Annotated in this window: 21 protein-coding genes and 8 tRNA genes; 10 read left to right on the forward strand and 19 right to left on the reverse strand. The window is 65.5% G+C overall.

Going from position 1 to position 25,704, the window contains the following annotated elements:
- Positions 1–65 precede the first annotated feature (65 nt).
- Both BMX85_RS03745 and BMX85_RS03750 read left to right on the forward strand, forming a co-directional pair.
- Positions 66–356, forward strand: a complete 291-nt coding sequence (locus BMX85_RS03745) for a hypothetical protein (RefSeq protein WP_090314321.1) — start codon at positions 66–68, stop codon at positions 354–356.
- Between the two features lie 11 nt (positions 357–367).
- Positions 368–2,476, forward strand: coding sequence for a S8 family serine peptidase (locus BMX85_RS03750; RefSeq protein ID WP_090314322.1), 2,109 nt, complete (start codon positions 368–370; stop codon positions 2,474–2,476).
- Between the two features lie 76 nt (positions 2,477–2,552).
- On the opposite strand, the gene BMX85_RS03755 is transcribed toward BMX85_RS03750, so the two are convergent.
- The 12 genes from BMX85_RS03755 to apbC all read right to left on the reverse strand — a co-directional run bounded on the left by BMX85_RS03755 (position 2,553) and on the right by apbC (position 7,579).
- Positions 2,553–2,628, reverse strand: a tRNA-Glu gene (locus BMX85_RS03755).
- Between the two features lie 50 nt (positions 2,629–2,678).
- Positions 2,679–2,754: transfer RNA gene (locus BMX85_RS03760), tRNA-Glu, on the reverse strand.
- 174 nt (positions 2,755–2,928) lie between these two features.
- A tRNA-Glu gene (locus tag BMX85_RS03765) sits at positions 2,929–3,004 on the reverse strand.
- Positions 3,005–3,026: 22 nt separating this feature from the next.
- Positions 3,027–3,102 (reverse strand) — tRNA-Ala (locus BMX85_RS03770).
- 77 nt (positions 3,103–3,179) lie between these two features.
- Positions 3,180–3,255, reverse strand: a tRNA-Glu gene (locus tag BMX85_RS03775).
- Positions 3,256–3,299: 44 nt separating this feature from the next.
- Positions 3,300–3,375, reverse strand: a tRNA-Ala gene (locus tag BMX85_RS03780).
- 135 nt (positions 3,376–3,510) lie between these two features.
- Positions 3,511–3,586 (reverse strand) — tRNA-Glu (locus tag BMX85_RS03785).
- A 50-nt stretch (positions 3,587–3,636) separates the two neighbouring features.
- Positions 3,637–3,712 (reverse strand) — tRNA-Ala (locus BMX85_RS03790).
- A gap of 83 nt (positions 3,713–3,795) precedes the next feature.
- Positions 3,796–5,214 (reverse strand): glutamate--tRNA ligase, encoded by a 1,419-nt coding sequence (gltX, locus tag BMX85_RS03795; protein ID WP_090314323.1) that lies wholly within the window; start codon positions 5,212–5,214, stop codon positions 3,796–3,798.
- An 89-nt stretch (positions 5,215–5,303) separates the two neighbouring features.
- Positions 5,304–5,708 (reverse strand): VOC family protein, encoded by a 405-nt coding sequence (locus BMX85_RS03800; protein ID WP_090314324.1) that lies wholly within the window; start codon positions 5,706–5,708, stop codon positions 5,304–5,306.
- 148 nt (positions 5,709–5,856) lie between these two features.
- Complete coding sequence (locus tag BMX85_RS03805; RefSeq protein ID WP_090314325.1) at positions 5,857–6,474, reverse strand: TetR/AcrR family transcriptional regulator; 618 nt, start codon at positions 6,472–6,474, stop codon at positions 5,857–5,859.
- Between the two features lie 16 nt (positions 6,475–6,490).
- Complete coding sequence (gene apbC, locus BMX85_RS03810; protein ID WP_090314326.1) at positions 6,491–7,579, reverse strand: iron-sulfur cluster carrier protein ApbC; 1,089 nt, start codon at positions 7,577–7,579, stop codon at positions 6,491–6,493.
- A gap of 133 nt (positions 7,580–7,712) precedes the next feature.
- Between apbC and metG the strand changes: the two genes are divergently transcribed.
- The 5 genes from metG (at position 7,713) to BMX85_RS03840 (ending at position 13,824) form a co-directional block, all read left to right on the forward strand.
- Positions 7,713–9,881, forward strand: coding sequence for a methionine--tRNA ligase (gene metG, locus BMX85_RS03815; RefSeq protein ID WP_090314327.1), 2,169 nt, complete (start codon positions 7,713–7,715; stop codon positions 9,879–9,881).
- A gap of 13 nt (positions 9,882–9,894) precedes the next feature.
- Positions 9,895–10,374 carry a GNAT family N-acetyltransferase gene (locus BMX85_RS03820; protein ID WP_090314328.1) on the forward strand — a complete coding sequence of 160 codons (480 nt, stop codon included), beginning with the start codon at positions 9,895–9,897 and terminating at the stop codon, positions 10,372–10,374.
- Between the two features lie 138 nt (positions 10,375–10,512).
- Positions 10,513–10,980: a hypothetical protein gene (locus BMX85_RS03825; RefSeq protein WP_090314329.1), complete on the forward strand. Its 468-nt coding sequence runs from the start codon at positions 10,513–10,515 to the stop codon at positions 10,978–10,980.
- Between the two features lie 581 nt (positions 10,981–11,561).
- Positions 11,562–13,298, forward strand: coding sequence for an extracellular catalytic domain type 1 short-chain-length polyhydroxyalkanoate depolymerase (locus BMX85_RS03830; protein WP_090314330.1), 1,737 nt, complete (start codon positions 11,562–11,564; stop codon positions 13,296–13,298).
- A gap of 145 nt (positions 13,299–13,443) precedes the next feature.
- Positions 13,444–13,824, forward strand: a complete 381-nt coding sequence (locus BMX85_RS03840; protein ID WP_143067892.1) for a hypothetical protein — start codon at positions 13,444–13,446, stop codon at positions 13,822–13,824.
- Between the two features lie 54 nt (positions 13,825–13,878).
- On the opposite strand, the gene BMX85_RS03845 is transcribed toward BMX85_RS03840, so the two are convergent.
- From BMX85_RS03845 to BMX85_RS03860, 4 genes are all read right to left on the reverse strand, one after another.
- Entirely contained in the window at positions 13,879–14,943 is a 1,065-nt protein-coding gene (locus tag BMX85_RS03845) for a porin (RefSeq protein WP_090314333.1), read from the reverse strand.
- Positions 14,944–14,959: 16 nt separating this feature from the next.
- A complete protein-coding gene (locus tag BMX85_RS03850; protein WP_090314334.1) occupies positions 14,960–18,583 on the reverse strand; it encodes a hydantoinase B/oxoprolinase family protein in 3,624 nt (1,207 codons plus the stop codon).
- 29 nt (positions 18,584–18,612) lie between these two features.
- Positions 18,613–19,890, reverse strand: a complete 1,278-nt coding sequence (locus BMX85_RS03855) for an MFS transporter (protein WP_090314335.1) — start codon at positions 19,888–19,890, stop codon at positions 18,613–18,615.
- 82 nt (positions 19,891–19,972) lie between these two features.
- Positions 19,973–20,761, reverse strand: coding sequence for a putative hydro-lyase (locus tag BMX85_RS03860; protein ID WP_255372369.1), 789 nt, complete (start codon positions 20,759–20,761; stop codon positions 19,973–19,975).
- A gap of 137 nt (positions 20,762–20,898) precedes the next feature.
- Here BMX85_RS03860 and BMX85_RS03865 point away from each other — a divergent pair, with 137 nt between their 5' ends.
- Positions 20,899–21,834, forward strand: a complete 936-nt coding sequence (locus tag BMX85_RS03865; protein ID WP_090314336.1) for a LysR family transcriptional regulator — start codon at positions 20,899–20,901, stop codon at positions 21,832–21,834.
- Here the strand turns inward: BMX85_RS03865 and BMX85_RS03870 are convergent.
- The gene (locus tag BMX85_RS03870; protein ID WP_090314337.1) at positions 21,826–22,794 is read right to left on the reverse strand and encodes a pyridoxamine 5'-phosphate oxidase family protein; all 969 of its coding nucleotides are present in this window, start codon (positions 22,792–22,794) and stop codon (positions 21,826–21,828) included. The two genes, BMX85_RS03865 and BMX85_RS03870, sit on opposite strands and share 9 nt — an antisense overlap.
- 3 nt (positions 22,795–22,797) lie before the next feature.
- The gene (locus tag BMX85_RS03875) at positions 22,798–23,421 is read right to left on the reverse strand and encodes a glutathione S-transferase family protein (RefSeq protein ID WP_090314338.1); all 624 of its coding nucleotides are present in this window, start codon (positions 23,419–23,421) and stop codon (positions 22,798–22,800) included.
- Between the two features lie 119 nt (positions 23,422–23,540).
- On the opposite strand from BMX85_RS03875, the gene BMX85_RS03880 reads away from it, so the two are divergent.
- Positions 23,541–24,452 carry a LysR family transcriptional regulator gene (locus BMX85_RS03880; RefSeq protein ID WP_090314339.1) on the forward strand — a complete coding sequence of 304 codons (912 nt, stop codon included), beginning with the start codon at positions 23,541–23,543 and terminating at the stop codon, positions 24,450–24,452.
- Here the strand turns inward: BMX85_RS03880 and BMX85_RS03885 are convergent.
- Positions 24,449–25,351, reverse strand: a complete 903-nt coding sequence (locus tag BMX85_RS03885) for a DMT family transporter (protein ID WP_090314340.1) — start codon at positions 25,349–25,351, stop codon at positions 24,449–24,451. The two genes, BMX85_RS03880 and BMX85_RS03885, sit on opposite strands and share 4 nt — an antisense overlap.
- A gap of 137 nt (positions 25,352–25,488) precedes the next feature.
- Between BMX85_RS03885 and BMX85_RS03890 the strand changes: the two genes are divergently transcribed.
- Positions 25,489–25,698: a DUF3460 family protein gene (locus BMX85_RS03890; protein WP_090315205.1), complete on the forward strand. Its 210-nt coding sequence runs from the start codon at positions 25,489–25,491 to the stop codon at positions 25,696–25,698.
- Positions 25,699–25,704 lie beyond the last annotated feature (6 nt).

Genomic DNA, 25,704 nt, shown 5'->3' on the forward strand with positions numbered 1-25,704 from the left:
CCGCACGCCGTCCTTTGCCCTTCGACGGCCGCGGCCGCGAAGGGCGCTGCTTTGAGGAGAAACCCATGAGCCACGCGCTCACCGCGCCAGGCAAGGCCAGGTATTTGATCCACGCCGCCGGCGGCACGCCGCTGACGGACTTTCTGGCGTTGGCCGAGACCGATCCCGACATCACGGTGGTCGATCTGATCGGCCCGCACGGACAGCCGCACACCGCCGTTCTGGAAATCAGCGCGGCCACCGCGCAACGGCTACGGCGGCAGTTCAGCGACGCCAGCGCCCCCACCCACCAATTGACGATAGAACCGGACCGCCCGCTGTCGATGTTCGGCAGCGGCGCGGCCGGTCCGATTTGAAAGGAATTCCCATGCCCAAGAATCCCAACGGCGGCGCACCGATGCCGCCGGAGTCCACATCGAGCGGCGGCGAAACGGCCGCCAGTACTGAAGGGCGCGGCGGCGGCCGTGGCGCCGCCGCGTCCGGCGCCACGGGCGGCCCCGCGCCCGGCGGCGCGGCGGCCGGCACCTCGGCGGCCGGCGGCTCCGGCGGCGGCGATGACGCCGCCGGCGCCGCCGCCGGGCCCGCCACCACCGCCCCGGCCGGCGCCGTCGACGGCAATGCCGCGCGGGCGGCCGACAGCCGGGCCGACAGTGTCGGCCGCGCCATCGGCTCGCGTAAAAAACAATATGTCGTCGCGCCGCGCCAGGTGCCGGAGGGCTTGCACACGCTGGGCTTCCAGCCGCTGCAGTTCTCGGCCTTGGAGCAGGCGCTGCGCAACAGCGCCGACATCGAGGTGGTCGACACGGTCGGCCCCAAATCGGTGCTGGGCGCGCTGGCCGACGGCATGGGCGGCAGCCAGGGCGTGCTGGTGGCGCGCATGACGGAACAGAAGGCGGCGCTGCTGCACCAGCAAGGCCAGGGCCGTTTGCTGGTCGAGCATGACCAGCACCTGACGTTGATGGAACCGGCGTTGCGCCAGCCGCAGATGGTGACCGGCGTCATGCCCGGCGCCGGCGGCCCGGTGGTCAACGCCGTCATCAGCGTGGTCGGCAAGGATGGCGCGCCGCAGGCCGACGCCGAGGTGTCGCTGTTCGGCGGCATGATGCCGGCCAGCGGCAAGACCGACGCCAACGGCCAGGTCACCTTGTCGCTGTTCGGCGAGACGCCGGAGTCGATCACCGGCCTGTACGTGAAACCGAAGGCCGACTACTGGAGCTTCTACCAGCGCGATCCGGATATCAGCACCGACGAGGCCAATGTGGTGGCGCTGCGGGCCTTGTCGGACTGGCCGGCGCTGGCGGGCTTTCCGCGCCAGCGCGCGCTCGGCTGGGGGCAGAAGGCGATGCGGCTCGACCAGTTGCCGGGAGCCTACCGGGGCCAGGGCATCAAGATCGCCGTCGTCGATTCGGGCGCGGCCACCTCGCACGACAATCTGCACGGCATCAAGGCCGGCTTCGACGTGCTGAACAAGAAAACCAATCCCGCGGGCTGGGACCAGGACGCGATGGGCCACGGCACCCATTGCGCCGGCGTCATCGCCGCGGCCGACATCACCTCCGGCATCCGCGGCTTCGCGCCCGAGGCCGAGGTCCACGCGTGCAAGCTGTTCCCGGGCGGCCAGGTCAGCCAGCTGATCGACGCGCTCGAGTACTGCATCGACCAGCAGATCGATGTCGTCAACCTGAGCCTGGGCGGCGCCGAGGTGTCCGAGGCGCTGGAACAGCAGATCCTGCGCGCCAAGCGGGCCGGCATCGCCTGCATCGTCGCGGCCGGCAACTCGGGCGGTCCGGTGCAATACCCCGCCTCGTCGCCGAACGTGCTGGCGGTGGCGGCCATCGGCAAGCTCGACGAGTTCCCGGCCGACAGCTACCACGCGCAGACGCTCGATGCCAACGTCGACGCCTACGGTTATTTCACCGCCAAGTTCAGCTGCTTCGGACCGCAGGTGGGCGTATGCGGGCCCGGCGTGGCGATCACATCGTGCGTGCCGCCGAATAACTTCGCGGCCTGGGACGGCACCTCGATGGCGACGCCGCACATCACCGGCCTGGCCGCGCTGACGCTGGCGCACCATCCGGACTTCCAGACCCCGCAGTACAAGGTGCGCGGCGCCGAAAGAGTCGAGCGGCTGTTCCAGATCATCCGCGCCAGCGCGCGCCGGGTCAGCCTGGCCGACCAGAGCCGCACCGGTTTCGGCATGCCCGATGTGCTGGTGGCGGTCGGCCTGCAAACGCCGAGCGGACAAGCGCTGCAGCAGCCGGCGGTGACGCCGCAGGCGCTCGCCATGCAGCAGCCGCTGATCGCGGGCATGATGGCGCCGCAAGGCATGCTGTCGCCCTTTATGGCCGGGGCCGCGCCGGGCATGGAGCCGTTCGGGCTGGAGCTGGCGCGGGCGCCCTGGCATATTCCGCGCTCCGGGCCGTGGTACCAGATATCGCCGACGATGCCGCCGCAATATCCGACGTTCCACTGGTGACACCCTGAGCATGCGTTAAAAATACGCCGGACAATGCAAAAAGCCGCACGAGGCGGCTTTTTGTATACAGCTTGTTTGGCGTCCCCAGGGGGATTCGAACCCCCGTACTCACCGTGAAAGGGTGATGTCCTAGGCCTCTAGACGATGGGGACAGTGATCTGTCCGTGTTGCCGACCTAACTACGGTAAAACTGGAAAAATCCTGGCGTCCCCAGGGGGATTCGAACCCCCGTACTCACCGTGAAAGGGTGATGTCCTAGGCCTCTAGACGATGGGGACTTTTCCAAGGCGCGAATCATAGCAGTCAAATTCGGCGAGCGCAATAGCAAACCCTTGTTTTTGCACGATATTCCCGCAAGATTGGCAGCCCGGCAACGGGCGCGCACGAAAGCAAACGCGGCGGCGCAAATACAAAAAAGCCGCACAAGGCGGCTTCATCATCGAATCAAATACTGGCGTCCCCAGGGGGATTCGAACCCCCGTACTCACCGTGAAAGGGTGATGTCCTAGGCCTCTAGACGATGGGGACATGTCGGTGCTCTCTGCGCTAATGGTGGAGGTAAGCGGGATCGAACCGCTGACCTCTTGCATGCCATGCAAGCGCTCTCCCAGCTGAGCTATACCCCCCGGGCGCAGAAAGTCTTCTGTCGTACTACGGTGCTGCCACTACATTTACCACTCACTACCCGCCAGCCTGGCGAAGCTGGCGTCCCCAGGGGGATTCGAACCCCCGTACTCACCGTGAAAGGGTGATGTCCTAGGCCTCTAGACGATGGGGACCTCGGCACTACGGTCACTACTTTGCCGCTATCATTTCCGCGCAGTGGTGGAGGTAAGCGGGATCGAACCGCTGACCTCTTGCATGCCATGCAAGCGCTCTCCCAGCTGAGCTATACCCCCCGGGCGCAGAAATAATAAAAGCCGCTTGCGCGACTTTTGTTTTCACTACTTGTATCTATCCAGCATGAAGCCAAACATCAAACAAATCAGTACAAACAACGTCAACAACTCACACAACGCTACTGCTTTACAACTTGGCGTCCCCAGGGGGATTCGAACCCCCGTACTCACCGTGAAAGGGTGATGTCCTAGGCCTCTAGACGATGGGGACCGCGAACAACCAAACTGCCACTACATTCCGCGCATCCTACCAAAATTTCTTGGTGGAGGTAAGCGGGATCGAACCGCTGACCTCTTGCATGCCATGCAAGCGCTCTCCCAGCTGAGCTATACCCCCGTTGGCGCAGAAACAAGAGTATAGCAAAGAAGCCGCACTATGCAAATACCCTTTTGCAACTTTGCTCCGGTTTTAATTCAAACTCACAGATATTTCGCCAGACGCGCCACAATCGCTTCGCGGCCGAAGAGTTGCAACACCGCGTCGATGGCCGGCGTCTGCAGTTGACCGGTGACGATCAACCGCAGCGGCATGGCGATCTGCGGCATCTTCAAGCTGTTCGCGGCCAGCACTTCCTTGATCATCGCCGCCAGCGCTTCCTTGCTCCACTCCACCGTTTTGCAGCGGTCGGCGAACTGCGCCAGCGCCGGCTTGACGGCGTCGGTCAGGTGCTGGGTCAGCAGCGCCGCGTCCGGTTGCGGCGTGCGGTAGAACAGCATCGCCGCGTCGGCCAGCTCGTTGACGGTGTTGGCGCGCTCCTTCATCAGCGCCAGCACGGCCGGCAGCTCGGGCGCGCCGTCGAACCGGGCGCCCGCGGCCAGCATGCGCGGCTTGGCCAGCTCGGCCAGGCGTGCGTTGTCGGCCTGCTTGATATAGTGGTTGTTGAGCCAGTTCAGTTTTTCGATATTGAACTGCGCCGCCGAGTTCGACAGGTGCGAGCCGTCGAACCACGCGACCACCTGCTCCATCGAAAACACTTCATCGTCGCCGTGGCTCCAGCCCAGGCGCGCCAGGTAGTTCAGGATCGCTTCCGGCAGGTAGCCTTGCGCCGGGTATTCCATGACGTTGACCGCGTCCTTACGCTTGGACATCTTCTGGCCGTCGGCGCCGAGTATCATCGGCAGATGGCCGTACAGCGGCAGCGGCGCGCCGATCGCGCGCAGGATGTTGATCTGGCGCGGCGTGTTGTTGACGTGGTCGTCGCCGCGCAGCACGTGGCTGATTTGCATGTCCCAGTCGTCGACGGCCACGCAGAAGTTATAGGTCGGCGTGCCGTCCGGACGGGCGATGACCAGATCGTCCAGCTCCTTGTTGCCGATGGTGATCGTGCCTTTGACGAAATCGTCCCAGGTCACTTCGCCGTCGAGCGGATTCTTGAAACGCACCACCGGCTTGCGGCCTTCCGGGATCGCCGGCAAGGTCTTGCCCGGCTCGGGACGCCAGGTGCCGTCGTAGCGCGGCTTTTCGCCGGCCGCGCGCATGCGCTCGCGCATCGCTTCGACTTCGTCCGGCGACGAATAGCAGTGATAAGCGGTGCCGGCGCCCAGCATCTGGCCCACCAGCTCGCGGTAGCGGTCCATGCGCTGCATCTGGTAGAACGGGCCTTCGTCGTGGCTCAGGCCCAGCCATTCCATGCCTTCGATGATGGCTTGCACCGCTTCCGGCGTGGAGCGCTCCAGGTCGGTATCCTCGATGCGCAGCACGAAGGTGCCGCCGAAGTGACGGGCGAAAGCCCACGAGTACAGCGCCGTGCGGGCGCCGCCGAGGTGGAGGAAGCCGGTCGGGCTCGGAGCGAAACGGGTACGGATCGGGGTACGGACTGGCGTAGCGGAGGTAGTCATCGAAGTATCAAAGCCGGGATGTAAAAGACGCTATTTTACAGTGTCGGCAAGCGTTTCGCGCCCGACGCCGGCACGGCCGGCGCCAGCCCCTACTCCGTCGGCACCCGCTGGGCGAAGCCGGCCCGGTAGCGCGGCTCGGCGTCGGCCCGGGTATTCATCTCGAACAGCAAGCCGCCGGGCGCCTCGCAAAAGAAGCGCGAACCGCGCGCATGCTGGAACAACCCGGTCTTCATGGCCACCCGCTCATGCAGAAAGCGCGCATGGAGCGCCTGCAACGCCGCGACCGACGGCAGTTCGAAGCCAAGATGAAAGTTTTCCGGCCACACCACGTCGTCGAAACGGTCGGTGGCGTCCTCGATGACGATGTCGAAGCCGGCGCGCTTGAGCACCACGCTGGTGCCAAAGCTTTCGGCCGAGCAGTCCAAATGCTCGACAAAAAAGGCCACGGTGGCGGCGACGTCGGTCGATGGGAAGCTGAGATGATTGAACAGCATCGTGTTTCTCCTGTTGTGAAAGCAACAGAATACGGCCGCCGCGCAACGCCATCAACTCGCTTTGGCGCGCCCCCGGCCCGCCTAAAACATCAACGAAAACAAGCGCTTGCGCGCGCCGTTCGGGAAACGCGCCTGGCTTGCTCGCATTTCAACCGGGCAGCGCCGCCAGATAGCCGAGCGCGGCGGCGCGAATGCGCCGGGCGAGATGGTCCGCGTCGCGCTCGCCGCGTTCGCCGGCGGCGTCGGTCATGCCGCGCATCAGCGCCAGCAGGTCGTCGGCCGCCAAGCGCCGCGGCGCCTCCGCTTGCCACTGCGCCGGCGCGTCCGGCTTGCACAGGATCTCCGCCAACAAATCGTGGAAACGGTACTTGCCGCTGAGCGCGGCGCGGAATTCGGGGCGCCCCTCCTGCTCGTCGAGCAGGCGCGCCAGGTTGGGACGGGACAGCTGCTGACGCACGGCGACGTCGATGAACGCGGTCATGGCGGCTTGAAAGCCGGGCAAGGCCACGGTCGCGGCCGCGGCCTCGTGGAATAAACGGTCTTCGCGCAGCAGCAACGCCAGCGTCAGCGCATCCTTGCCCGGAAAATACTGGTACAGGGTGCCGACGCTGGCGCCGGCCCGGCGCGCCACGGCGTTGGTGTTATAGCCGTCCAGCCCGTCGGCCTCGAGGACCTGGGCCGCCGCCTCCAGCAACGCCTCCACCGTGTGGGTGGCGCGTTGCTGGCGCGGCGCCTTGCGCGGACGCAAAGGAGACGACGCGGCCATCGCCGTCAAGCCGCGCTTAATCGTTCTTGATGACGATGCTCGGGAACTTGCTGGTCATGTCCTTGGCCTTCTCGGACACCTGCACCGCGATCTTGCGGGCGATGTCTTTATAGATGGCGGCGACCTGGCCGTCCGGATCGGCCACCACGGTCGGCTTGCCGGAATCGGCCTGCTCGCGGATCGCCATCGTCAGCGGCAGCGCGCCGAGGAACTCGACATTGAAGTCCTTGCACATCTTGGCGCCGCCGCCGGCGCCGAAGATTTCCTCCGCGTGGCCGCAGTTCGAGCAAATGTGCGTGCTCATGTTCTCGACGATGCCGAGGATCGGAATGCCGACCTTCTCGAACATCTTCAAGCCCTTGCGCGCGTCCAGCAGCGCGATGTCCTGCGGCGTGGTGACGATGACGGCGCCGGTGACCGGCACTTTCTGCGACAACGTAAGCTGGATGTCGCCGGTGCCGGGCGGCATGTCGACGATCAGGTAGTCCAGGTCGCGCCAGTTGGTCTGCTCCAGCAATTGCTGCAGCGCCTGCGTGACCATCGGGCCGCGCCACACCATCGGCTCGTCCGGGTCGATCAGGAAGCCGATCGACGACACTTGCACGCCGTGGTTTTCCAGCGGCTCCATCGATTTGCCGTCCTTGGTTTCCGGACGGCCCGACACGCCCAGCATCATCGGCTGCGACGGGCCGTAGATGTCGGCGTCGAGCAAGCCGACCGAGGCGCCCTCGGCGGCCAGCGCCAGCGCCAGGTTGACGGCGGTGGTCGATTTGCCCACGCCGCCCTTGCCGGAGGCGACGGCGATGATGTTTTTCACGTTCGGCATCAGCTTCAAGCCGCGCTGCACCGTGTGCGGAATCACCTTGGTGGCGACGCCGACGCTGATGTTGCCCGCGCCCGGCAGCGCCTTCAAGCCGGCGATGACGCTGGCGCGGATGCTGTCGACCTGGCTCCTGGCCGGATAACCGAGCTCGATGTCGAGCGAGATATCACCGTTGTCGACCTTTAAATTCTTGACGGCCTTGCCGCTGACGTAATCTTTCGTTGTATTTGGATCAATGATTTTGGACAGCGCCGCCTTGACGTCTTCTACAGTAATGCTCATGTGACTCTCCGTGAAATGTGCGCCCATTTTAGCGCATCGCGCCATAATTACCGGCCGCGCCCCATTGCCGGCGTGACCGCATGCCGCTTCCACTGTTAAAATGCTGCTTTTCCACCCACAAAGTGCATCAACCATGACCCGCAAGCTGTTCGTCACCACTGCCCTGCCCTACGCAAACGCCGCTTTCCATATTGGCCACATGATGGAGTACATCCAGGCCGACATCTGGGTCCGGTTCCAGCGAATGCAGCGCGACGAGGTCGACGGACAACTCGCGCCGCGCACGGTGCACTTTGTCGGCGCCGACGACACCCACGGCACGCCGATCATGATCGCCGCCGAAAAGGAAGGCATCACGCCGCAGGCGTTCGTCGCCAAGATCGCCGCCGGCCGCGCCCAGTACCTCGACGGCTTCCACATCGCCTTCGACAACTGGTACTCGACCGACTCGCCGGAAAACGTCGAGTTGTCGCAGGGCATCTACCGCAAGCTGCGCGACGCCGGCCTGATCCAGACCAAGATCGTGCCGCGCTTCTACGACCCGGTCAAAGGCATGTTCCTGGCCGACCGCAACATCAAGGGCGAGTGCCCGGTGTGCCACGCCAAGGACCAGTACGGCGACAACTGCGAAGTGTGCGGCGCGGCCTACCAGCCGACCGAACTGATCAATCCGTTCTCGGTGTTCACCAACGCCACGCCCATCCTCAAGGATTCGGAACAGTACTTCTTCAAGCTGTCCGATCCGCGCTGCTACGAATTCCTCAAGGAATGGCTCAACACGCCCGGCCGCTTGCAGCCGGAAATGGTCAACAAGGTCAGCGAATGGCTCGGCGAGTCCGGCGAAAAGCTGGCCGACTGGGACATCTCGCGCGACGCGCCCTACTTCGGCATCCCGATTCCTGACGCGCCGGGCAAGTTCTTCTACGTCTGGCTGGACGCGCCGGTCGGTTACCTGGCCAGCCTGAAAAACTATTGCGAAAAGCAAGGCATCGACTTCAACGAACTGTTGAACGACCCGGCCACCGAACAGATCCACTTCATCGGCAAGGACATCGTCTCGTTCCACCTGCTGTTCTGGCCGGCGATGCTGAAGTTCGCCGGCCATCCGGTCATCGACAAGCTCAAGGTCAACGTGCACGGCCACCTGACCGTCAACAACGAAAAAATGTCCAAGTCGCGCGGCACCGGCATCTCGCCGCTGCGCTACCTGAACCTGGGCATGAACCCGGAATGGCTGCGTTACTACATCGCCTTCAAGCTCAACTCGAAGGTGGAAGACCTGGACTTCACCGGCGAGGACTTCGTCGCCCGCGTCAATAGCGACTTGATCGGCAAGTACGTCAACATCGCCAGCCGCTGCGCCGGCTTCATCGCCAAGAAATTCGACGGCAAGCTGGCCGCTTCGCTGTCCGACGGCGCGCAGGGATGGATCAAGCGCGCGCTGGTGACGGCCGACGGCGTCGAACGCCAGGCCAGCATCGCCGCCAATTTCGAGGCGCGCGAATTCGGCAAGGCGCTGCGTGAAATCATGGAAATCGCCGACATCACCAACCAGTATGTCGACGAAAACAAGCCGTGGATTTTGGCCAAGGACGAGGCGAAGATCGCCGAGCTGCACGACGTTTGCACCGCCGCGCTGATCCTGTTCCGCCAGCTGACGACCCTGTTGTCGCCGGTGTTGCCGGGTGTGGCCGCCAACGTCGCCAAGTTCCTCAACGACGAAAAACTGGTGTGGGCCGACACCGATGTCGCCAGCGGCGCCGTCTCGCAAGCCATGCTGGGCCGTACCATCGGCGCCTACAGCCATCTGATGACGCGCGTCGACGCCAAGATGATCGAAGAACTGTTCGACGCGCCGCCCGCGGCCACGCCCGCTGCCACCGCCGCCTCCACCACCGCCTCCACCACCATCGGCACCGCCGCCGCCCCGGCGCCCGCCACCGGCATCGAGGAACTGGCGCCGGAGATCAAGATCGACGACTTCGTCAAGATCGATCTGCGCATCGCCAAGATCGTCAACTGCGAACACGTCGACGGCTCCGACAAGCTGCTGCGCCTGACCTTGGACGTCGGCGAAGGCCGCCACCGCAACGTCTTCTCCGGCATCAAGTCGATGTACAAGCCGGAAGATCTGGTCGGCAAGCTGACGGTGCTGGTGGCCAACCTGGCGCCGCGCAAGATGAAGTTCGGCGTGTCCGAAGGCATGGTACTGGCGGCCTCGGCGGCCGATGAGAAGGCCAATCCGGGCATCTACATCTTGAATCCGTGGCCTGGCGCCGAGCCGGGCATGCGCATCCGTTAAGGACAGTCCAGGCATGAACATCGTAGTGCGTGAAGCGACGGAAGACGATGCCAAACTGATTGCCGAACTCACGCGCGCCGCGTGGGCCGGCAAGGTCAGCGTCACCTCCAGCGGACACCGCGAAACCGCCGTCGTCGTTGCAGACCATCTGCGCGACGGCGGCGGTTTTGTTTTATTGGTCGACGGCGAGCCGGTCGGCTCGGTGCGCTGGCTGCCGCTCGACGCCGACCCGGACGTCTGGGAAATCTGCCGCATGGGCGTGCTGCCGCGTTATCGGGGCAGCAACCTGTCGCAGCACCTGCTGGAGGCGGTGATCCACCACGGCCTGGCGTGCGGCCTCGACGAGGTGCGCCTGGCGGTGCGCGCCGACCAGCCCAAGCTGATCGATTTTTACACGGCCTTTGAATTCGAACTGGCCGAAGAGCTCGAATACTCGCACGCCAATCCGATGGAAACCCCGCCGCTGGTCATGCGCCGTTCGCTGCGCCACTGACTTTCCCGCCGCTTGTCGAGGCGCTTGCTTGCGGCCGCGCTTCCCCGTCTCCGACCGCGACGCGGGCGCCTCTCCTACTTTGTCCGCCGCGTCCCTGTGAAAAAATAGCGACTCCTATCATCGAATCGAGGAGCCAGCATGAAAACCAAATTCGCAGCGTTGACGATAGCATTCCTGATGAGCGCGGCCGCGGTGGCGCAAACGGGCGGCGCGACCGGCGGCGGGACCGGCCAAGGTGGCCAAAGCGGCACCAGCGGCACCGGCGGCCAGACCGGCACCGGCAGCGGCGGCAGCGGTGCCGGTAGCGGCAGTGGAACCCGATCGGGCACGGGCGGCGGCTCGGCCGGCAGCCAGTCCACCGGCAGCGCCGGCATGACCGGCAGCCAATCCGGCGGTTCGACCACGGGCCAATCCAGCTCGACCGGCGGCAACTCCAGCACCGACCAGTACGGCAGCGGCGGATCGGCCGCTTCGACCAGCGGCGGCAGCAGCGCCACCGGGACTAGCGGCAGCGGCAACAGGGACGACGCCACCACGTCGACTCGTGGCAAGCAACCCAAAAAGAAGAACAAGGACGAACGAAGCGACACGTCCACCAACCGCTGAGGCCGAATCGGGGAAAACCCGTCCGGCTTGCGCATGCCCGCCATGGTTGGCGGGCCGCTCCACATCCCACATTCGCTCCCTCCCCGCCTGTGCCGGTTCCCCAGTGCAATCAATGGTATCTACCGGTTAATACCGCGTTCCGCGATCGCGCGCCATTGTGTGTGCTGGCACACAGTTCTACTCAAAAAACCTGCCGGCAAGCCATTTTCTTGCGGAACTAAGTTCTTTTGATCTGTGTCAAAGCCTTAGAGAGCAGCGAGGCTGGGCTTGCGCAATAGCGATATCTTTGTCGTTGGCGCACAGCGGCCAATTCGTCGCACTGCGGAGGGACCGAAGCGGCCCCCTCCTCATCGCGACCGACTTCCACCCCACGCGACATGCTAGCGAACGCAACCATAACGTTGCGCGCGCGGGTGCGCGCGCAGGACCGGACTTGCCGCCTCCGATCGCTCGCAGAAGCGAATCGCGCACACAACAGTAGAAATACTGGGGCGCTTGTAAGCAAATTTTTTTGCACTACTATTTTCTTCACCCGAGCTCATCGGATGCGGGAATAACTTACATAACGGAGACAAGGAATCATGGCAATCAACATCAAACGCTTGGTGTCGCGGGCATGCGCCGCCACAATTATGCTGGCGTCCGCCTGCATGGCCCACGCCGCTACGGCCGGGCCCGGTACGTGGAGCACGCAGCAAAGCTGGGCCAACGACACCGTCAACGGCGGGCAGCTCACCGGTTACTATTATTGGCCGGCGTCGCAACCGACCTTGGCCGGCAAGCGGGCGCTGGTGCTGGTGCTGCACGGCTGCCAGCAAACCGCCACCAACGACGTCATCAACAGCAGCACCGACGGCGGCTACAACTGGAAAACGGTGGCCGAGAAATACGGCGCCGTCGTCATCGCCCCCAACGCCCCCGGCAACGTCTACGCCAATCATTGCTGGGACTACGCCAGCACCAACCACAACCGCACCAGCGGCCACGACGCCGTCCTGCTCGACGTCGTCAACCGCTTCATCGCCGACCCGAAATACGCGATCGACCCCAACCAGGTGTATGTGACCGGCCTGTCCTCGGGCGGCGGCGAGACGATGGCGCTGGGCTGTCTGGCACCGGATGTGTTCGCCGGTATCGGCATCAACGCCGGCCCCACCCCGGGCACCACGACCTTGCAGATCGGCGCCGTGCCGTCGGGCTACTCCGCCACCACGGCCGCCAATAAATGCAAGGCGATGGCCGGCGGCAGCGCCGCCAAATTCGCCACGCAAATCGCCGGCACCATCTGGGGCACGTTCGACTACACGGTGGGGCAGGCATACGGCCCGCTCGGCGCGGCGGCGATGCGCCAGGTGTATGGCGGCGCGTACACGGCGGACCCGGCGGCGACCGTGCCCGGCGGCGGCACCAACGTGCAATACCGCGACAGCAACGGCAAGGTGCGCACGCACGAAATCACCGTGACCGGCATGGGGCATTCGTGGCCAGCCGGCAGCGGCGGGCAAAACATGAACTACGTTGACGCCACCAAGGTCGACTACCCGGAATTCGTCATGGATTTCTGGTACAAAAACAACATGCGCGTCTCGACGGTCGCCGGCCCCACCGTGACCGCTTGCTCGGCCAGCGTCGTCAGCGCCACCAGCGCCACCATCACCGGCGCCGCCACCACACCCGGCAGCGTAACCAGCTACAGCGTGGCATTGAGCGGGCCGACCCCGGTCAACGACACCGCGGCTGGCAGCGGCCCGAGCTTTAGCAAGACGTATAACCTGGGCAACGGCTACTACAGCGGCACCGTCACGGCAACCGACAACCTCGGCCAGGCGTCGGCCGCCTGCGCGATTCCGCAGTTCCTGGTTGGCAACGCGCCGACCTTGTCGGCGCCGGCTGGCCTGAGCGCCGGCAGCCCGAGCGCCACCGCTGTACCGCTGAGCTGGAACGCCGTCAACGGCGCCACCGGTTACAACGTCTACCGCAATGGCGTCAAGATCACGGCCAGCCCGGTGACCACGCTGACCTACACCGCGAGCGGCCTGACGGCCGGCACCACGTACAGCTTCGCCGTGTCGGCGGTCGGTCCGGACGGCGAAAGCGCGATCTCGGCGCCAATCAATGTCACCACGCCCTCCGGCTTCGCCTGCACGACCACTACCGCCAGCAACTATGCGCATGTCAAGGCGGGCCGCGCCCACCATGTCGCCGGCTATGCGCTGGCCAACGGCTCGGACCAGGTGCTGGGCTTGTACAGCATCTTCTTCATGCGGACCCTGGCGCAAACCGGCCCCGGCTACTACATCGTAGGTAGCTGCCCATAAGCACTAACTTGCCGTCCGCAGCAGCATGCGGGACGGCATTTTCAACGCGTCGATTCCGACCGCCACGCGAGAAATCGTCCTACGCAAGCGTTCAGCTTGCTGTGGAAAAATGGGTCTCCATTCAATCAACAACGAGGAGTCACCCATGAATACCAAATTGACCGCAATGATTGCCGCGATGTGCATGAGCGCGAGTGTGTTCGCGCAAACCCAGCCAGCCGGCCAATCGACCACGCCAACCGGCCAGTCGGCGACGGCGGCGGGCACCAGCAACACCGGCACGCCAACCGTGGGCCAAAGCACCAGCAACAGCGGCGAGCAAAACGCCACCACCATGCAAAATAACAGCAACACCCAAAACACCGCCACGCCGCGCAACGCGCAGCGCAAGACCGACAAGGCGATGCAGCAGTCCAAAGTGAACGCCGATTGCGCCCAGGGTCACACCGACGGCCACGCGACCGCGCCAACGCATAGCGGCACGTCGACCGCCCAAGGCTGCGACACCAGCACCATCAAGCGTTGATATGCCTGACGGCGCGTGGGCATGGCCGGGCTATTCGGCCATGCCCACCCCTTTTTAAAATACGTGGCGGATGCCGAGGTTGACGCCCCGGTTGCCCGTTCCACCTTCGATGGCACTGCCCACCGTGTAGCCGGCGCCGTTCCTGTTGCGGATGTACGCGTACACGCCATACAAGTCCGTGCGTTTCGATAGGTAGTAGCGATACCCGCCAGCGAACTGCTGCGCGTCCTGATTCAAGCTGGTCTTGTCGTTCTTGCGGATGTACGACGCCAGCCACACCCCACTTCCCTGCGGCACCGTCGCACCGACCAGCATCACGTCGCTGTCGGTGCTTGGCGTCGGCGCGACCGCGTAGCCGAACGGATTGGCCGCATTGCGCGGCAATGCGCTATTCAACCCCTTGTCGATCCCGAACGCCCCGTGCAGCTTCATGAAGCCAGCGTCGTACAACGCCGTCAGCACGGTGTTGTTGGCCGCACTTGTGTTCTTGAGCGTCGCCGTATCGTTGTCGCGGTGGTGCGTCGCCAGGCGCAAGGTCAGCGGGCCGCGATTGTAGTTCAGCGATCCGCCCAACTGGCGCCCGGCCGCGCTATCGCCGGAGACTTCGCCCGCGCCATACACCAGCTCCACGTTGAAACCGCCGAGCACCGGCGAGACATATTTGACCGCGTTGTCCATGCGGCTGGCGCTATTGCCGGTCGACGCCATCAGGTTTTTGGTGTCGCCCGCCGTGCCGGAGCCGAACGGGTCGACCGTCGCCACGGCCAGATACTGCGGCGTGTACTGGCGCCCCAGGGTGATGGTGCCGGCGCGCGTCTGCAATCCGACATAGGCCTGGCGTCCGAACAGCAGACCACCCTGCCCCATCGCGCCGGTATCGGACTGGTAGCCGTTCTCCAACAGGAAGACGGCCGACATGCCGCCGCCCAGATCCTCGATGCCCTTGAAGCCGAGCCGCGATCCCGCCTCGACCCCGCTGGTCAATTTGGTGGTGGTGGCGGTGCCGCCGCTTTCGCGCACCAGCGCCATGTCGACGATGCCGTACACCGTCACATTCGATTGGGCGGCAGCCGTCGCCGCCGAGGCGCCGAGCATCAGCGCAAGCATGGTTTTTTTCATGGTGACTCCCTGTTGGTTATGGTTTCGAACCGAAGCCGCCGCCGCCCGGCGTTTCAATGGCGAAGACGTCTCCGGCTTGCATGTCCGTGGTGTGGGTGGCGCCGAATTCCTCCACCGAGCCGTCGCCGCGTTCGACCCAGTTGCGTCCCAGCGCGCCGGGCTGCGCGCCCCCGAGCCCGAACGGCGGGACGCGGCGGTGGCCGGCGAGGATGTTGGCCGTCATCGCCTCCAGGAAGCGGATGCGCCGGAGCGCGCCGTCGCCGCCGTGGTGCTTGCCCGCGCCGCCGCTGCCGCGCCGGATCGCGTGTGTTTCAACCAGCACCGGGAAGCGCCACTCCAGCACCTCCGGGTCGGTCATGCGCGAGTTGGTCATGTGGGTCTGCACCGCCGCCGTGCCGTCGAAACCGGGACCGGCGCCGGAACCGCCGGCGATGGTCTCGTAATACTGGTGCTCGTCGTTCCCGAAGGTGAAGTTGTTCATCGTGCCCTGCGAGGCCGCCATCACGCCCAGCGCGCCATACAGCGCGTCGGTGACGGTCTGCGACACTTCCACGTTGCCGGCCACCACGGCCGCCGGGTAGCGCGGATTGAGCATCGAGCCTTCCGGGATGATCAGCTTGAGCGGTTTGAGCACGCCCTCGTTCATCGGGATGTCGCTGTCGATCAGGGTGCGGAACACATACAGCACCGCCGCCTTGCACACCGACAGCGGCGCGTTGAAGTTGGTCGGCCGCTGCCCGCTGGTGCCGGTGAAGTCCACGATCGCGCCGCCGCTGGAATAGTCGATGGTCAGCTTGACCTTGACCACCGCGCCGTCGTCCATCTCGTAGGCGAAGCTGGCGTCGCGCAGGCCGACGATGGCTTTGCGCACCGCCTTCTCCGCGTTGTCCTGCACGTGGCCCATGTAGGCCAGCACCACGTCCTCGCCATAGGTCGACACGGCCTTCAGCAGCTCGTTGGCGCCGGTCTCGCAGGCGCCCAGCTGGGCGATCAGGTCCGAGATGTTCTGGTCTATGTTACGGCTCGGCCAGGGGCCGGCGGCGAACAGGCCGCGCACCAGCGGCTCCAGGAACACGCCCTTGTCGACGATCTTGACGTTGTCGAGTAAAACACCCTCCTCCTCGATGGTGGTGCTATTGGGCGGCATCGAGCCGGGCGTGATGCCGCCGACATCGCCGTGGTGGCCGCGCGCGGCGACGTAAAACAGCGGCGCGCCCCGGCCGGTCTCGCCGTACACCGGGCACACCACGGTGATATCCGGCAGGTGCGTGCCGCCGTTGTATGGAACGTTGAGCACATAGGCGTCGCCCGGCGCCATGGTCTTGGCGTGCTGGCGGATCACGCACAGCACACTGTCGCTCATCGACCCGAGATGGACCGGAATGTGCGGCGCGTTGGCGATCAGGTTGCCGTCGCGGTCGAAGATCGCGCACGAGAAGTCCAGCCGCTCCTTCATGTTGACCGAGTAGGCGGTGTTCTCCAAGGTGGTGCCCATCTGGCGCGCGATGGCCATGAACAGGTTGTTGAAGATCTCCAGGTGGATCGGATGCGCGGCGGTGGTCACCTTGTGGGCGCTGCCGGCGGCGCCGCTGCGCTCCAGCAGCAAGGTGCGGTCCGGCAGCACGCTGGCGCTCCAGCCGCTATCGACCACGGTGGTGGCGATCTCCTCGCGGATCAGCGCCGGGCCGGCGACGCGGCTGCCGACCGCCAGTTCGGCGCGCACGTGCAGCGCGATCGGCACGGTCTGGCCGTCGACGTAACTGTAGACGCGGCCGGAACCGGTGTCCGCGCCAGCGTTGGCGGGCACCTCGATGACGAAGTCGGCGCCATCGCCGGCGCCGATGGCCTCCGCCGACACCGATTCGATCACCAGCGGCTGGCCTTCCATGACGAAGCCGAAGCGGCCGCGATACAGCACGGCGAACGCCTCCGCCATCTCCTCGACGCCGGCCAGCGCGATGACAAACGCCGAATCGCTGTCCTGATACTTGAGGCGCGCGCACAACTCGACACGGATATCGTCCGCCGCCACCTGCTGCGCCAGCAGCTCGGCGTGGGCCTGGCGCGCCAGCTCGGCCAACTGGGGCTGCAACGCCGCGAGCGACGCGGCGTTCAGCGGCTGTTCGACCGCGCCCTCGCGCATCGCCCGGATGTCGGCCAGTCCCATGCCGAAGGCCGACAACACGCCGGCGAACGGATGGATGGCGATCTTGGTCATGCCCAGCACGTCGGCCACGCGGCAAGCGTGTTGGCCGCCGGCGCCGCCGAAGCAGCACATGGCGTAGCGGCTGACGTCATAGCCGCGCTCCACCGAGATCGACTTGATCGCCTGCGCCATATTGTCGACGGCGACCGCCAGGAAGCCATCCGCCACCGCCGACGGCGACAGGCGCGTGCCGGTCTCGCGTTCGATCTTCGCCGCCAGCTCGCCGAAGGCGCGCACCACCGCGTCGCGGTCGAGCGGCAGGTCGCCGTTCGGGCCGAAGACACGCGGGAAGTGCTCCGGCTGGATGCGGCCCAGCATGACGTTACAGTCGGTGACCGTCAGCGGGCCGCCCTTGCGGTAACTGGCCGGCCCCGGATTGGCGCCGGCCGATTCCGGCCCCACCTTGAAGCGGCCGTTCTCGAAGCTGCAAATCGAGCCGCCGCCCGCCGCCACGGTGTGGATGTGCATCATCGGCGCTCGCACACGCACGCCGGCCACCACGGTTTCGAACACGCGCTCGTAGGCGCCGTCGTAGTGGGCGACGTCGGTCGAGGTGCCGCCCATGTCGAAGCCGATCACCTGTTTCAGGCCGATCGCCTCGCAGCTCTTGACGGCGCCGACGATGCCGCCGGCGGGTCCGGACAGGATCGCGTCCTTGCCCTGGAAGCGGCCGGCGTCGGTCAGGCCGCCGTTCGACTGCATGAACATGATGCGGGTGTCGCCGGTGTCGGCGGACACGCGCGAGACGTAGTCGCGCAGCACCGGCGACAGGTAGGCGTCGACCACCGTCGTGTCGCCACGGCCGACGATCTTCATCAGGGGGCTGACCTGGTGGCTCACCGAGATCTGCGTGAAACCCGCCTCCTCGGCCAGCGCGCGCAGGCGCAGCTCGTGCCGCGGAAAGCGGTAGGCGTGCATCAACACGATGGCGATGGCGCCGATGCCCTTGTCCCGCAGCCCGGCGAACTGGCGGCGCAGCAGCGCTTCGTCCGGCGCCTGCAGCACATCGCCGTGGGCGCCGACGCGCTCATCGATCTCGATCACTTCCTCGTAGATCAGGTCCGGCAGCTCGATATGCATGGCAAAGATGTCGGGCCGGTCCTGGTAGCCGATGCGCAGCTGGTCGGCGAAGCCGCGCGTGATCGCCAGCGCGGTGCGCGCGCCCTTGCGCTCCAACAGCGCATTGGTGGCGACGGTGGTGCCCATCTTGATCACTTCGATCCGGTCCGACGGCAACGGATCGCCGGTCTTCAGTCCCAGCATGTCGCGCATGCCCTGGGTGACCGCGTCGTCGTAGCGCTCCGGGTACTCGGACAGCAGCTTGTGCGTCACCAGCTTGCCGTCCGGACGGCGGGCGACGATGTCGGTGAAGGTGCCGCCACGGTCGACCCAGAATTGCCACAGCATGGATTGGGTAGGAATGTCGTTTTTCATGTTGATGCCTTTGAACTTTTACGGTGAAATCAGGATTCGAGTTTTTTGCCGGCGGTTTCCGGCAAGGTCAGCGCGGCCAGGATCATCACGCCGTAGGCGGTGCCGGCGAAGACGCCGATCGCCTCGCCCAGCGCCATCGAATTGCTGCTCAAGCCGATCATCAGCGGGAACAGCGAGCCGATGGCGCGGCCCATGTTGTAGCTGAAGCCCTGGCCGGAGCCGCGCATCGAGGTGGGAAACAACTCGGTCAGGAAGGCGCCCATGCCGCTGAAAACGCCGGAGACGCAGAATCCGAGCGGGAAGCCGAGGAACAGCATCACGCCGTCGGTGACCGGCAGCCGGGTGTAGGCCAGGGCGATGCACATCGAGCCGGTGGCGAACAGGATGAAGTTCTTCTTGCGCCCCAGGTAGTCGGTCAGGAAGGCGCTGACGATGTAGCCCACGTACGAGCCGACGATGACCATCGCCAGGTAGCCGCCGGTGCCCAGCACCGTCAGATGGCGCTCGGTTTTGAGGAAGGTCGGCAGCCAGGTGGTGATGGCGTAGTAGCCGCCCTGGGCGCCGGTGGTCAGCAGCACGGCGCGCGCGGTGGTGCTGAGCATCTTCGGCGCGAAGATGGCGGTGAACTTGACGCGGTCCCCGCTGTTCACCCGCGCCTTGTTTTGCTCGGCGATGAAGACCTCCGGTTCATCGACGAAGCGGCGGATGAAGATGACGAACAACGCCGGCAGTATCCCCAGCAGGAACAGCGAGCGCCATGCCCATTCCGGCGGCAGCAGCGAAAACATCAGCGCGTACAGCAGGGCCGACATGCCCCAGCCGAGCGCCCATCCCGCCTGCACCATGCCGACCGCCTTGCCGCGGTCCTTGGCGCGTATCACCTCGCCGATCAGGATGGCGCCGGCGGTCCACTCGCCGCCCATGCCAAAGCCCATCAGGCCGCGCGCCCACAACAGCTGCTCAAAGTTCTGCGCCAGGCCGCACAACACGGTGAAGAAGGCGAACCACAGGATGGTGATCTGCAGCGTCTTGACGCGGCCGATGCGGTCCGACATGATGCCGGCGATCCAGCCGCCGGCGGCGGAGGTCAGCAAGGTGACGGTGCCGATCAAGCCGGCGTCGCCCTTGGACAGGCCCCAGGTGGCGATCAGGGTCGGGATCACGAAGCTGAGGAACTGCGTGTCCATCGCGTCGAGCGCGTAACCGATCTTGCAGCTCCAGAAGGTACGGCGCTCCTTGCTGGTCAATGCGTGGAACCAGGCGAAATATCCTTCCGGCTGGCTGGTGCTGGCGACTTTGGTGTTCATCGTGCTCTCCCTTTTTTTGAATGCGGCGGTCCCCCGGGTGCCTGTGCGGACCCGATCGCGGGGACTTGCCATGTGGTTTAAATCAGAATGCGGCTAGCGAGGCGTTGCGTATATCGGTCACCAGCATGTAGCCCGGCTGGTGGGTGATCACCAGCGGCAGGCGCGCGTGGCGGATGGCCTCCTGCGGTGTGACGCCGCACGGCCAGAAGACTGGAATTTCGTCCGGCAGGACCTCGACCGCGTCGCCGTAGTCGGGCTGACCGAGGTCGGAGATGCCGATCAGCGCGGGGTCGCCCAAGTGGATCGGGGCGCCGTGGACGGCCGGGAAACGGCTGGTGATCTGGATCGCGCGGATGGCGTCGGCCGCCTTCATCGGCCGCATCGACACCACCATCTCGCCGCCGAACGGGCCGGCGGCCTGGTTGGCGATATTGGTGCGGTACATGGCGACGTTGCGGCGCTGCGCGATGTGGCGCAGCGGGATGCCGGCGTCCATCAGCATCTGCTCGAACGAGAACGAACAGCCGATCGCGAACACCACCAGGTCGTCGCGCCAGAGGTCGTGCAGCGCCGCCGTCTGCGCCGCCAGCACACCGTCGCGGTAGACGTTGTAGCCGGGCGTATCGCTGCGCAGGTCCATGTCGGCGCCAAGGCTGGCGACATTCCACTGACCGGGTTCGCCGACCGCCAGCAGCGGACAGGCGCGCGGGTTGCGCTGACAGAAAAGCAGGAAGGCGTCGGCGTGCGCCCGCGGCAGGATCACCAGGTTGGCCTGGGCGTAGTCGCCGCAGTAGCCCGCGGTCGGCAAGCGGAATTCGCCGCTGCGTACTTTGTGCCTGAGTTCAAGAGGGGTCATGGTCGTTTCGCTCATAGTGATGTGAAAACTGCATGAGTTCAGAATAAACTTGAATTTCACATCATGCCATCTAGTTATTTTTGCTGTTGTTGTATAGTTTTTCTTACCGTCGTGCGCTATCCCGGTGCATAAGGTTAAGGTATTCTTGTTCCATGAATACCCGATTCCTCGAAACCTTCGTCGCGCTGGCGCAGTTGCGCAGCTTCCGCGCCACCGCCCGCGCGCTGCACGCGACCCCGGCCGCGATTTCGCTGCGCATCAAGTCCCTAGAGGAGGAATTGCAGACGGAGTTGATCGACCGCAGCTGCAAGGAGTTCCGCCTGACGGCCAACGCCGAGTACCTGCTGGGGCATGCGAAAGCGGTGGTCGACGCCACCCGCAGGCTGCAGGCGGCGGCGCACAAAGATAGTGCGGTGCGCGGGCGTTTGCGTCTCGGCGTGATCGAATCGGTGGTCCACAGCTGGCTGGCCCAGTACATCCGGCAGCTCAATGTGTTGTATCCGGAGCTTGAAGTCGACCTGGCGGTCGACATCAGCAATGTGCTGGAGCGCCGGCTGCGGGCGCGCGAGCTCGATCTGGTGATCCAGGTCGAGGGCGTCGAGAGCAATGACATCGTCTCGGAGGCGCTGGCGGTCTATCCGCTGCACTGGATCGCGCGACGTGGTTTGCTCGACACGCGCAAGGAGGGGTTGAACCTGCGCTTGCTGCAGCTGCCGATCCTGACCTTCGGACGCGGCACCGCGCCGCAGCGCGCGCTGGAGGAAATCGTCAGCAAGATGGCCAACCTGGCGATGATTCCGCTGGAGCAGACGCGCATCACCTGTTCGCCGTCGGTGGCGGCGATCGTCCAGTTGGTCAAGGACGGCTACGGCGTGGCGGCGATTCCCAGCCTGTTCGTGGTGGCGTCGTTGCAGAGCGGTGAGTTCATCGAACTGCCGGTGCAGCCGGAGCCGCCGTCGATCATCGTCTCGCTATGCTTCCACACCAACGCCGAGATGCTGGTGCACGCGGCGGCCAACGCCGCCCGCCACGCGTGCGCCACCTACTGCGCCCAGATCGATCCGCGCTTTATCAAATCGCTAGGGTGACGGCGCGTCGCCCCAACTACCGGTGCGGGCGATCTGGTTCGCCGGCTGCGGCTCGGTCCAGCGAAACGGCAACGCGCCGGCATTGCGCACCACGTCGCGTACGTGGAACCGCAACAAGCGCTCGGCCCCGGTGAAGGCCGCCACTTCGGGCCCGTCCCAGATGATCTCCGCCTCCACCGCCAGATGCAGCAGATCGCCGCGCTCGAAGTCGATGAACAGCAAGCCGGCGCGCGGATGCTCCAGCAAATTCCCGGCCGTGTTGAAGAAAAAATTACCGCGAAACTCGGGCGATGTCAGCGTGTGCGCGTCGTCGACGCGCACGAAGCCCGGCCGCCCTCCCCGATGCGAGACATCGACACCGCGGGCACGGCCGGCATCGGCGTCCAGGTTGGCACTGGCGATGAAAAAGGTATCGGAGCGCGCGATCAAGGCACGATCGTCGTCGCCGAGCGCCGTGCCGCGCGTTACCCGCGCGGCGCCAGCGGTTACCGCATCCGGCGCCGCGCTGTGCTGGCGGTGCTGGATGTACTGCGGGCAGTTGCCGAAGCTCTGCGTGACCGCGATGCGCATGCCGTCACCATCGATCGCCGTGACCACCCCGTTGACGCGGTTGCGGCGGCGCGTCGTCGGCGCCAGTCCCAGGCCGCCGACATGATCGCCCACGCGCAAGCGCCCTTGCAGCGGATCGCCGGCCAGCATGCCGCCGGCGATATCCAGCGTGCGGGCATCCGGCGTACCGATGAAGCCCGGATCGGCGGCCAGCATCGTCGCCCACGGCTGGCCCGCCTCGTCCAACGCGCCGATGAAGAAGAACGGCAGCTCCTCGAAGAACAGCCGATGCTGGTCCGGCATGTGATCGCGCACACCGGCGCTGCCGGCGGCGGCGATCCGCTCGCGCATGCCGACGCGCTGCTGGATCGCCAGTTCGCCGGCGTGGAATGGAGAGGCCTGGGCTTCCATGGCTTACACCTGTTCCGGCGCGACGCCCGCCTGGGTGGCGGGCATGGCGACAAAACCCGGCAGCGCGCGCACGTTGGCCAGCCAGGCGCGGATGTTGGGATAGGGCTTGAGCGGGACGCCGCCCTCCGGCGCGTGCTCGATATAGCTGAAGGCGGCGACATCGGCGATGGTCGCGTGCTCCCCCACCAGATAGCGGCGCCCTTCCAGCTCCCGCTCCATCACGTCGAACAGGCGCACCGCCACGCCCTTGACAAATTCGTGATCGATTCTGGCGCCGAACACCGTGACCATGCGCGCGGCGGCCGGACCATACGCGATCTTGCCCGAGGCGGCCGACAGCCAGCGCTGCACGTTGGCTGCGGCCAGCGGATCGCGCGGCAGCCAGCGGCCGCTGTCGTCGTACTTGGCCGCCAGGTACACCAGGATCGCCGTCGAATCGGACAGCACGGCACCGCCATCCTCCAGCACCGGCACTTCGCCGAAGCCGTTCAGCGCCAGGAATTCCGGCGTGCGGTGTTTGCCCCCGGCCAAAGACATGGGCACGAATTCGTAAGGCAACTCAAGCAGGTTGAGAAACAGTTCTGCGCGGTGCGAGTGGCCGGAGAGCGGGAAACCGTAGAGTTTCATGGAAGTCCTTATGTGGATGAGCGGGTAACTCCAGTATAGGAATTCGCAGCCGTTCCGATAAGTCGGACAATGAGGGAATCAGAGTTCACTCAAAGTGGACAGTCAAGGCATAATAAGGCATGGTCAATCTCAACTCCGTCAACTTGAACCGCCTGGTCACCTTCGTCGCCGTCGTCGAGGCCGGCTCGTTGACGGCCGCCGCCGAGCGGCTGGGCCTGGCCAAGTCCATGGTCAGCAAACACATGCAGCTGCTGGAGGCGGAAATCGGTGTGGCGTTGCTGGTCCGCTCGACCCGCAAGCTGAGCCTGACCGAGGCCGGGCGCGCCTTTTACGCGTCCAGCCGCCAGCTGCTGCAGTCCGCCGAGCACGCCATCGAACAGGCGCGCACCGGGCTCGACAGCCCGCAGGGCACGCTGCGCGTGGCCGCGCCGATCGACTACGGGGCGATGGTGGTGGCGCCGGTGCTGGCCCAGTTGCGCACACGCTATCCGGCGCTGCACATCGAGCTGGTGTGCGCCGACCACGTGATCGACCTGATCGCCGAGGGCATCGACGTCACGGTTCGGCTCGGCAAACTGGCCGATTCCGGGCATATGGCGAGCCGCGTGGGGCCGCTCAAGCGGTGGCTGGTGGCCACGCCCGACTTCATCGCCCGGCACGGCATGCCCGGGCATCCGGACGCGCTGGAAGCGTTGCCGTTCATCGCCCTGTCCGTGCTGCCGCAGCCGAGGGTATTCACCTTGCACGACGGCGCCGGGCAGACGCGCGAGATACGCATGCGCAATACGGTGTTCTCCACCAACACCGCCTACGCCAGCCGGGCCGCCGCGCTGGCCGGCGCGGGCGTGCTGCGCGCCACCACTTTCCTGACGCAGGAGGACGTGGCCGCCGGCCGGCTGGTGCGGCTGCTGCCGGCCTGGTCGCAGGCCGCGACCGACATCCACGCCGTGTACCCCGCCTCGCCCCACGTGCCGCACAAGGTGCGCGTGTTCATCGACGCGCTGAAGGCGGCGACTTTACAGTCGGCCTAGCCTTTGCGCGCCGATACCACGATGCCGGCGACGATCAGCGCGAACGCCACCGCGTGGTAGGCGTGCGGCGCCTCGCCCAGGAAGGCCGACGACAGCAGCGCGGTAAACAGCGGCGTCAGGTTGACGAAGAAGGCGCCGATGGCGGGGCCGGCGCGCTGCACGCCCTCGCCCCAGCAACGGAAGGCGATCACCGCCGGAAACACGGCGACATAGACCAGCGCGGCGGCCAGCCACCAGCTCCATCGCACCGGAATCGCCCCCAGCCATTGTTCGCCCAGCGCGAAAGCGCCCGACCACAGCGCGCCGAACGCCACCTGCGCCGCCAGGAAACTGGCCCAGTTGGCGCGGATCGCGGCCGGTTCCCGGGTGCGCATCAGCATCCAGCTGTAGAACGACCAGGCGATGGTGGCCAGGATCATGAACAGATCGCCCGCCACCAGCCGCAGCTCCAGCACGTGCCGCCACTCCCCGCGCGCCAGCACCACCAGCACGCCGGCGATCGACAGCGCCGCGCCGGCCATCTGGCGCCCCGAGACGGGCACGCCGAAGAACAGCCGGCCGGTCAGCATCATCCACACCGGCAATCCCGAGGCGACCAGGGTGACGTTGATCGGCGTCGAGCTTTGCAGGGCCATATATTGGAACGTGTTGTACAGGCCGATGCCCATCAGCCCCAGCAGGGCGTATTGCCGCCAATGCCGCCACAGCGCGCTATCCCGGCGCAACACCGGACCGGCCAGCGGCAGCAGGATCAGCAGCGCGATCACCCAGCGCAGGAAATTAAGCAGCACCGGCGGCAACATGTCGTGCACCAGGCGGCCGACAATGGCGTTGCCGGCCCACAGCAGCGGTGGCAGGGTCAGCAGGAAGATGGTTTTGGGACTCAGGCGTGCGGTCATTTTAGTTATATCTTTGCAACATTACGCCTTTGAGCATACCCGATTCCGCCACTTTGCGTGGCCGGCGGCGATAGAATTAGCGTGCCGGCGCCGCGGCGCGGTAAAATACCCATTGCTGAGCCACTCACTTGGACTATATGAAATTCTCTAAACAACATTCGATGTACGAATCCGACCACACCTTGTTCATCAAGTCGCTGAAGGAAAAAAACCCGGCGATCGAAGAAGGTCAACGTCTGGGCCGCGCGCTGCTGTGGGACAAGGCGCCGCTGTCGCTCGACGAGCAGGAACGCCAGCTCGAGTCGGCCGTCAAGCAACAAGCTTACGTCTACCAGAACAAAGTCTAAGGACTT

The sequence above is a fragment of the Duganella sp. CF517 genome (assembly GCF_900110275.1).
Classification (GTDB): Bacteria; Pseudomonadota; Gammaproteobacteria; order Burkholderiales; family Burkholderiaceae_D; genus Rugamonas.

Coding starts and splice junctions, on each gene's coding strand:
- BMX85_RS03855 (WP_090314335.1), bottom strand. CDS start 19,890: ATGAACACCAAAGTCGCCAGCACCAGCCAGCCGGAAGGATATTTCGCC.
- BMX85_RS03825 (WP_090314329.1), top strand. CDS start 10,513: ATGAAAACCAAATTCGCAGCGTTGACGATAGCATTCCTGATGAGCGCG.
- BMX85_RS03800 (WP_090314324.1), bottom strand. CDS start 5,708: ATGCTGTTCAATCATCTCAGCTTCCCATCGACCGACGTCGCCGCCACC.
- BMX85_RS03745 (WP_090314321.1), top strand. CDS start 66: ATGAGCCACGCGCTCACCGCGCCAGGCAAGGCCAGGTATTTGATCCAC.
- BMX85_RS03890 (WP_090315205.1), top strand. CDS start 25,489: ATGAAATTCTCTAAACAACATTCGATGTACGAATCCGACCACACCTTG.
- BMX85_RS03840 (WP_143067892.1), top strand. CDS start 13,444: ATGAATACCAAATTGACCGCAATGATTGCCGCGATGTGCATGAGCGCG.
- BMX85_RS03885 (WP_090314340.1), bottom strand. CDS start 25,351: ATGACCGCACGCCTGAGTCCCAAAACCATCTTCCTGCTGACCCTGCCA.
- BMX85_RS03865 (WP_090314336.1), top strand. CDS start 20,899: ATGAATACCCGATTCCTCGAAACCTTCGTCGCGCTGGCGCAGTTGCGC.
- BMX85_RS03845 (WP_090314333.1), bottom strand. CDS start 14,943: ATGAAAAAAACCATGCTTGCGCTGATGCTCGGCGCCTCGGCGGCGACG.
- BMX85_RS03875 (WP_090314338.1), bottom strand. CDS start 23,421: ATGAAACTCTACGGTTTCCCGCTCTCCGGCCACTCGCACCGCGCAGAA.
- BMX85_RS03850 (WP_090314334.1), bottom strand. CDS start 18,583: ATGAAAAACGACATTCCTACCCAATCCATGCTGTGGCAATTCTGGGTC.
- BMX85_RS03880 (WP_090314339.1), top strand. CDS start 23,541: ATGGTCAATCTCAACTCCGTCAACTTGAACCGCCTGGTCACCTTCGTC.
- apbC (WP_090314326.1), bottom strand. CDS start 7,579: ATGAGCATTACTGTAGAAGACGTCAAGGCGGCGCTGTCCAAAATCATT.
- BMX85_RS03860 (WP_255372369.1), bottom strand. CDS start 20,761: ATGAGCGAAACGACCATGACCCCTCTTGAACTCAGGCACAAAGTACGC.
- BMX85_RS03750 (WP_090314322.1), top strand. CDS start 368: ATGCCCAAGAATCCCAACGGCGGCGCACCGATGCCGCCGGAGTCCACA.
- metG (WP_090314327.1), top strand. CDS start 7,713: ATGACCCGCAAGCTGTTCGTCACCACTGCCCTGCCCTACGCAAACGCC.
- BMX85_RS03870 (WP_090314337.1), bottom strand. CDS start 22,794: ATGGAAGCCCAGGCCTCTCCATTCCACGCCGGCGAACTGGCGATCCAG.
- BMX85_RS03805 (WP_090314325.1), bottom strand. CDS start 6,474: ATGGCCGCGTCGTCTCCTTTGCGTCCGCGCAAGGCGCCGCGCCAGCAA.
- BMX85_RS03820 (WP_090314328.1), top strand. CDS start 9,895: ATGAACATCGTAGTGCGTGAAGCGACGGAAGACGATGCCAAACTGATT.
- BMX85_RS03830 (WP_090314330.1), top strand. CDS start 11,562: ATGGCAATCAACATCAAACGCTTGGTGTCGCGGGCATGCGCCGCCACA.
- gltX (WP_090314323.1), bottom strand. CDS start 5,214: ATGACTACCTCCGCTACGCCAGTCCGTACCCCGATCCGTACCCGTTTC.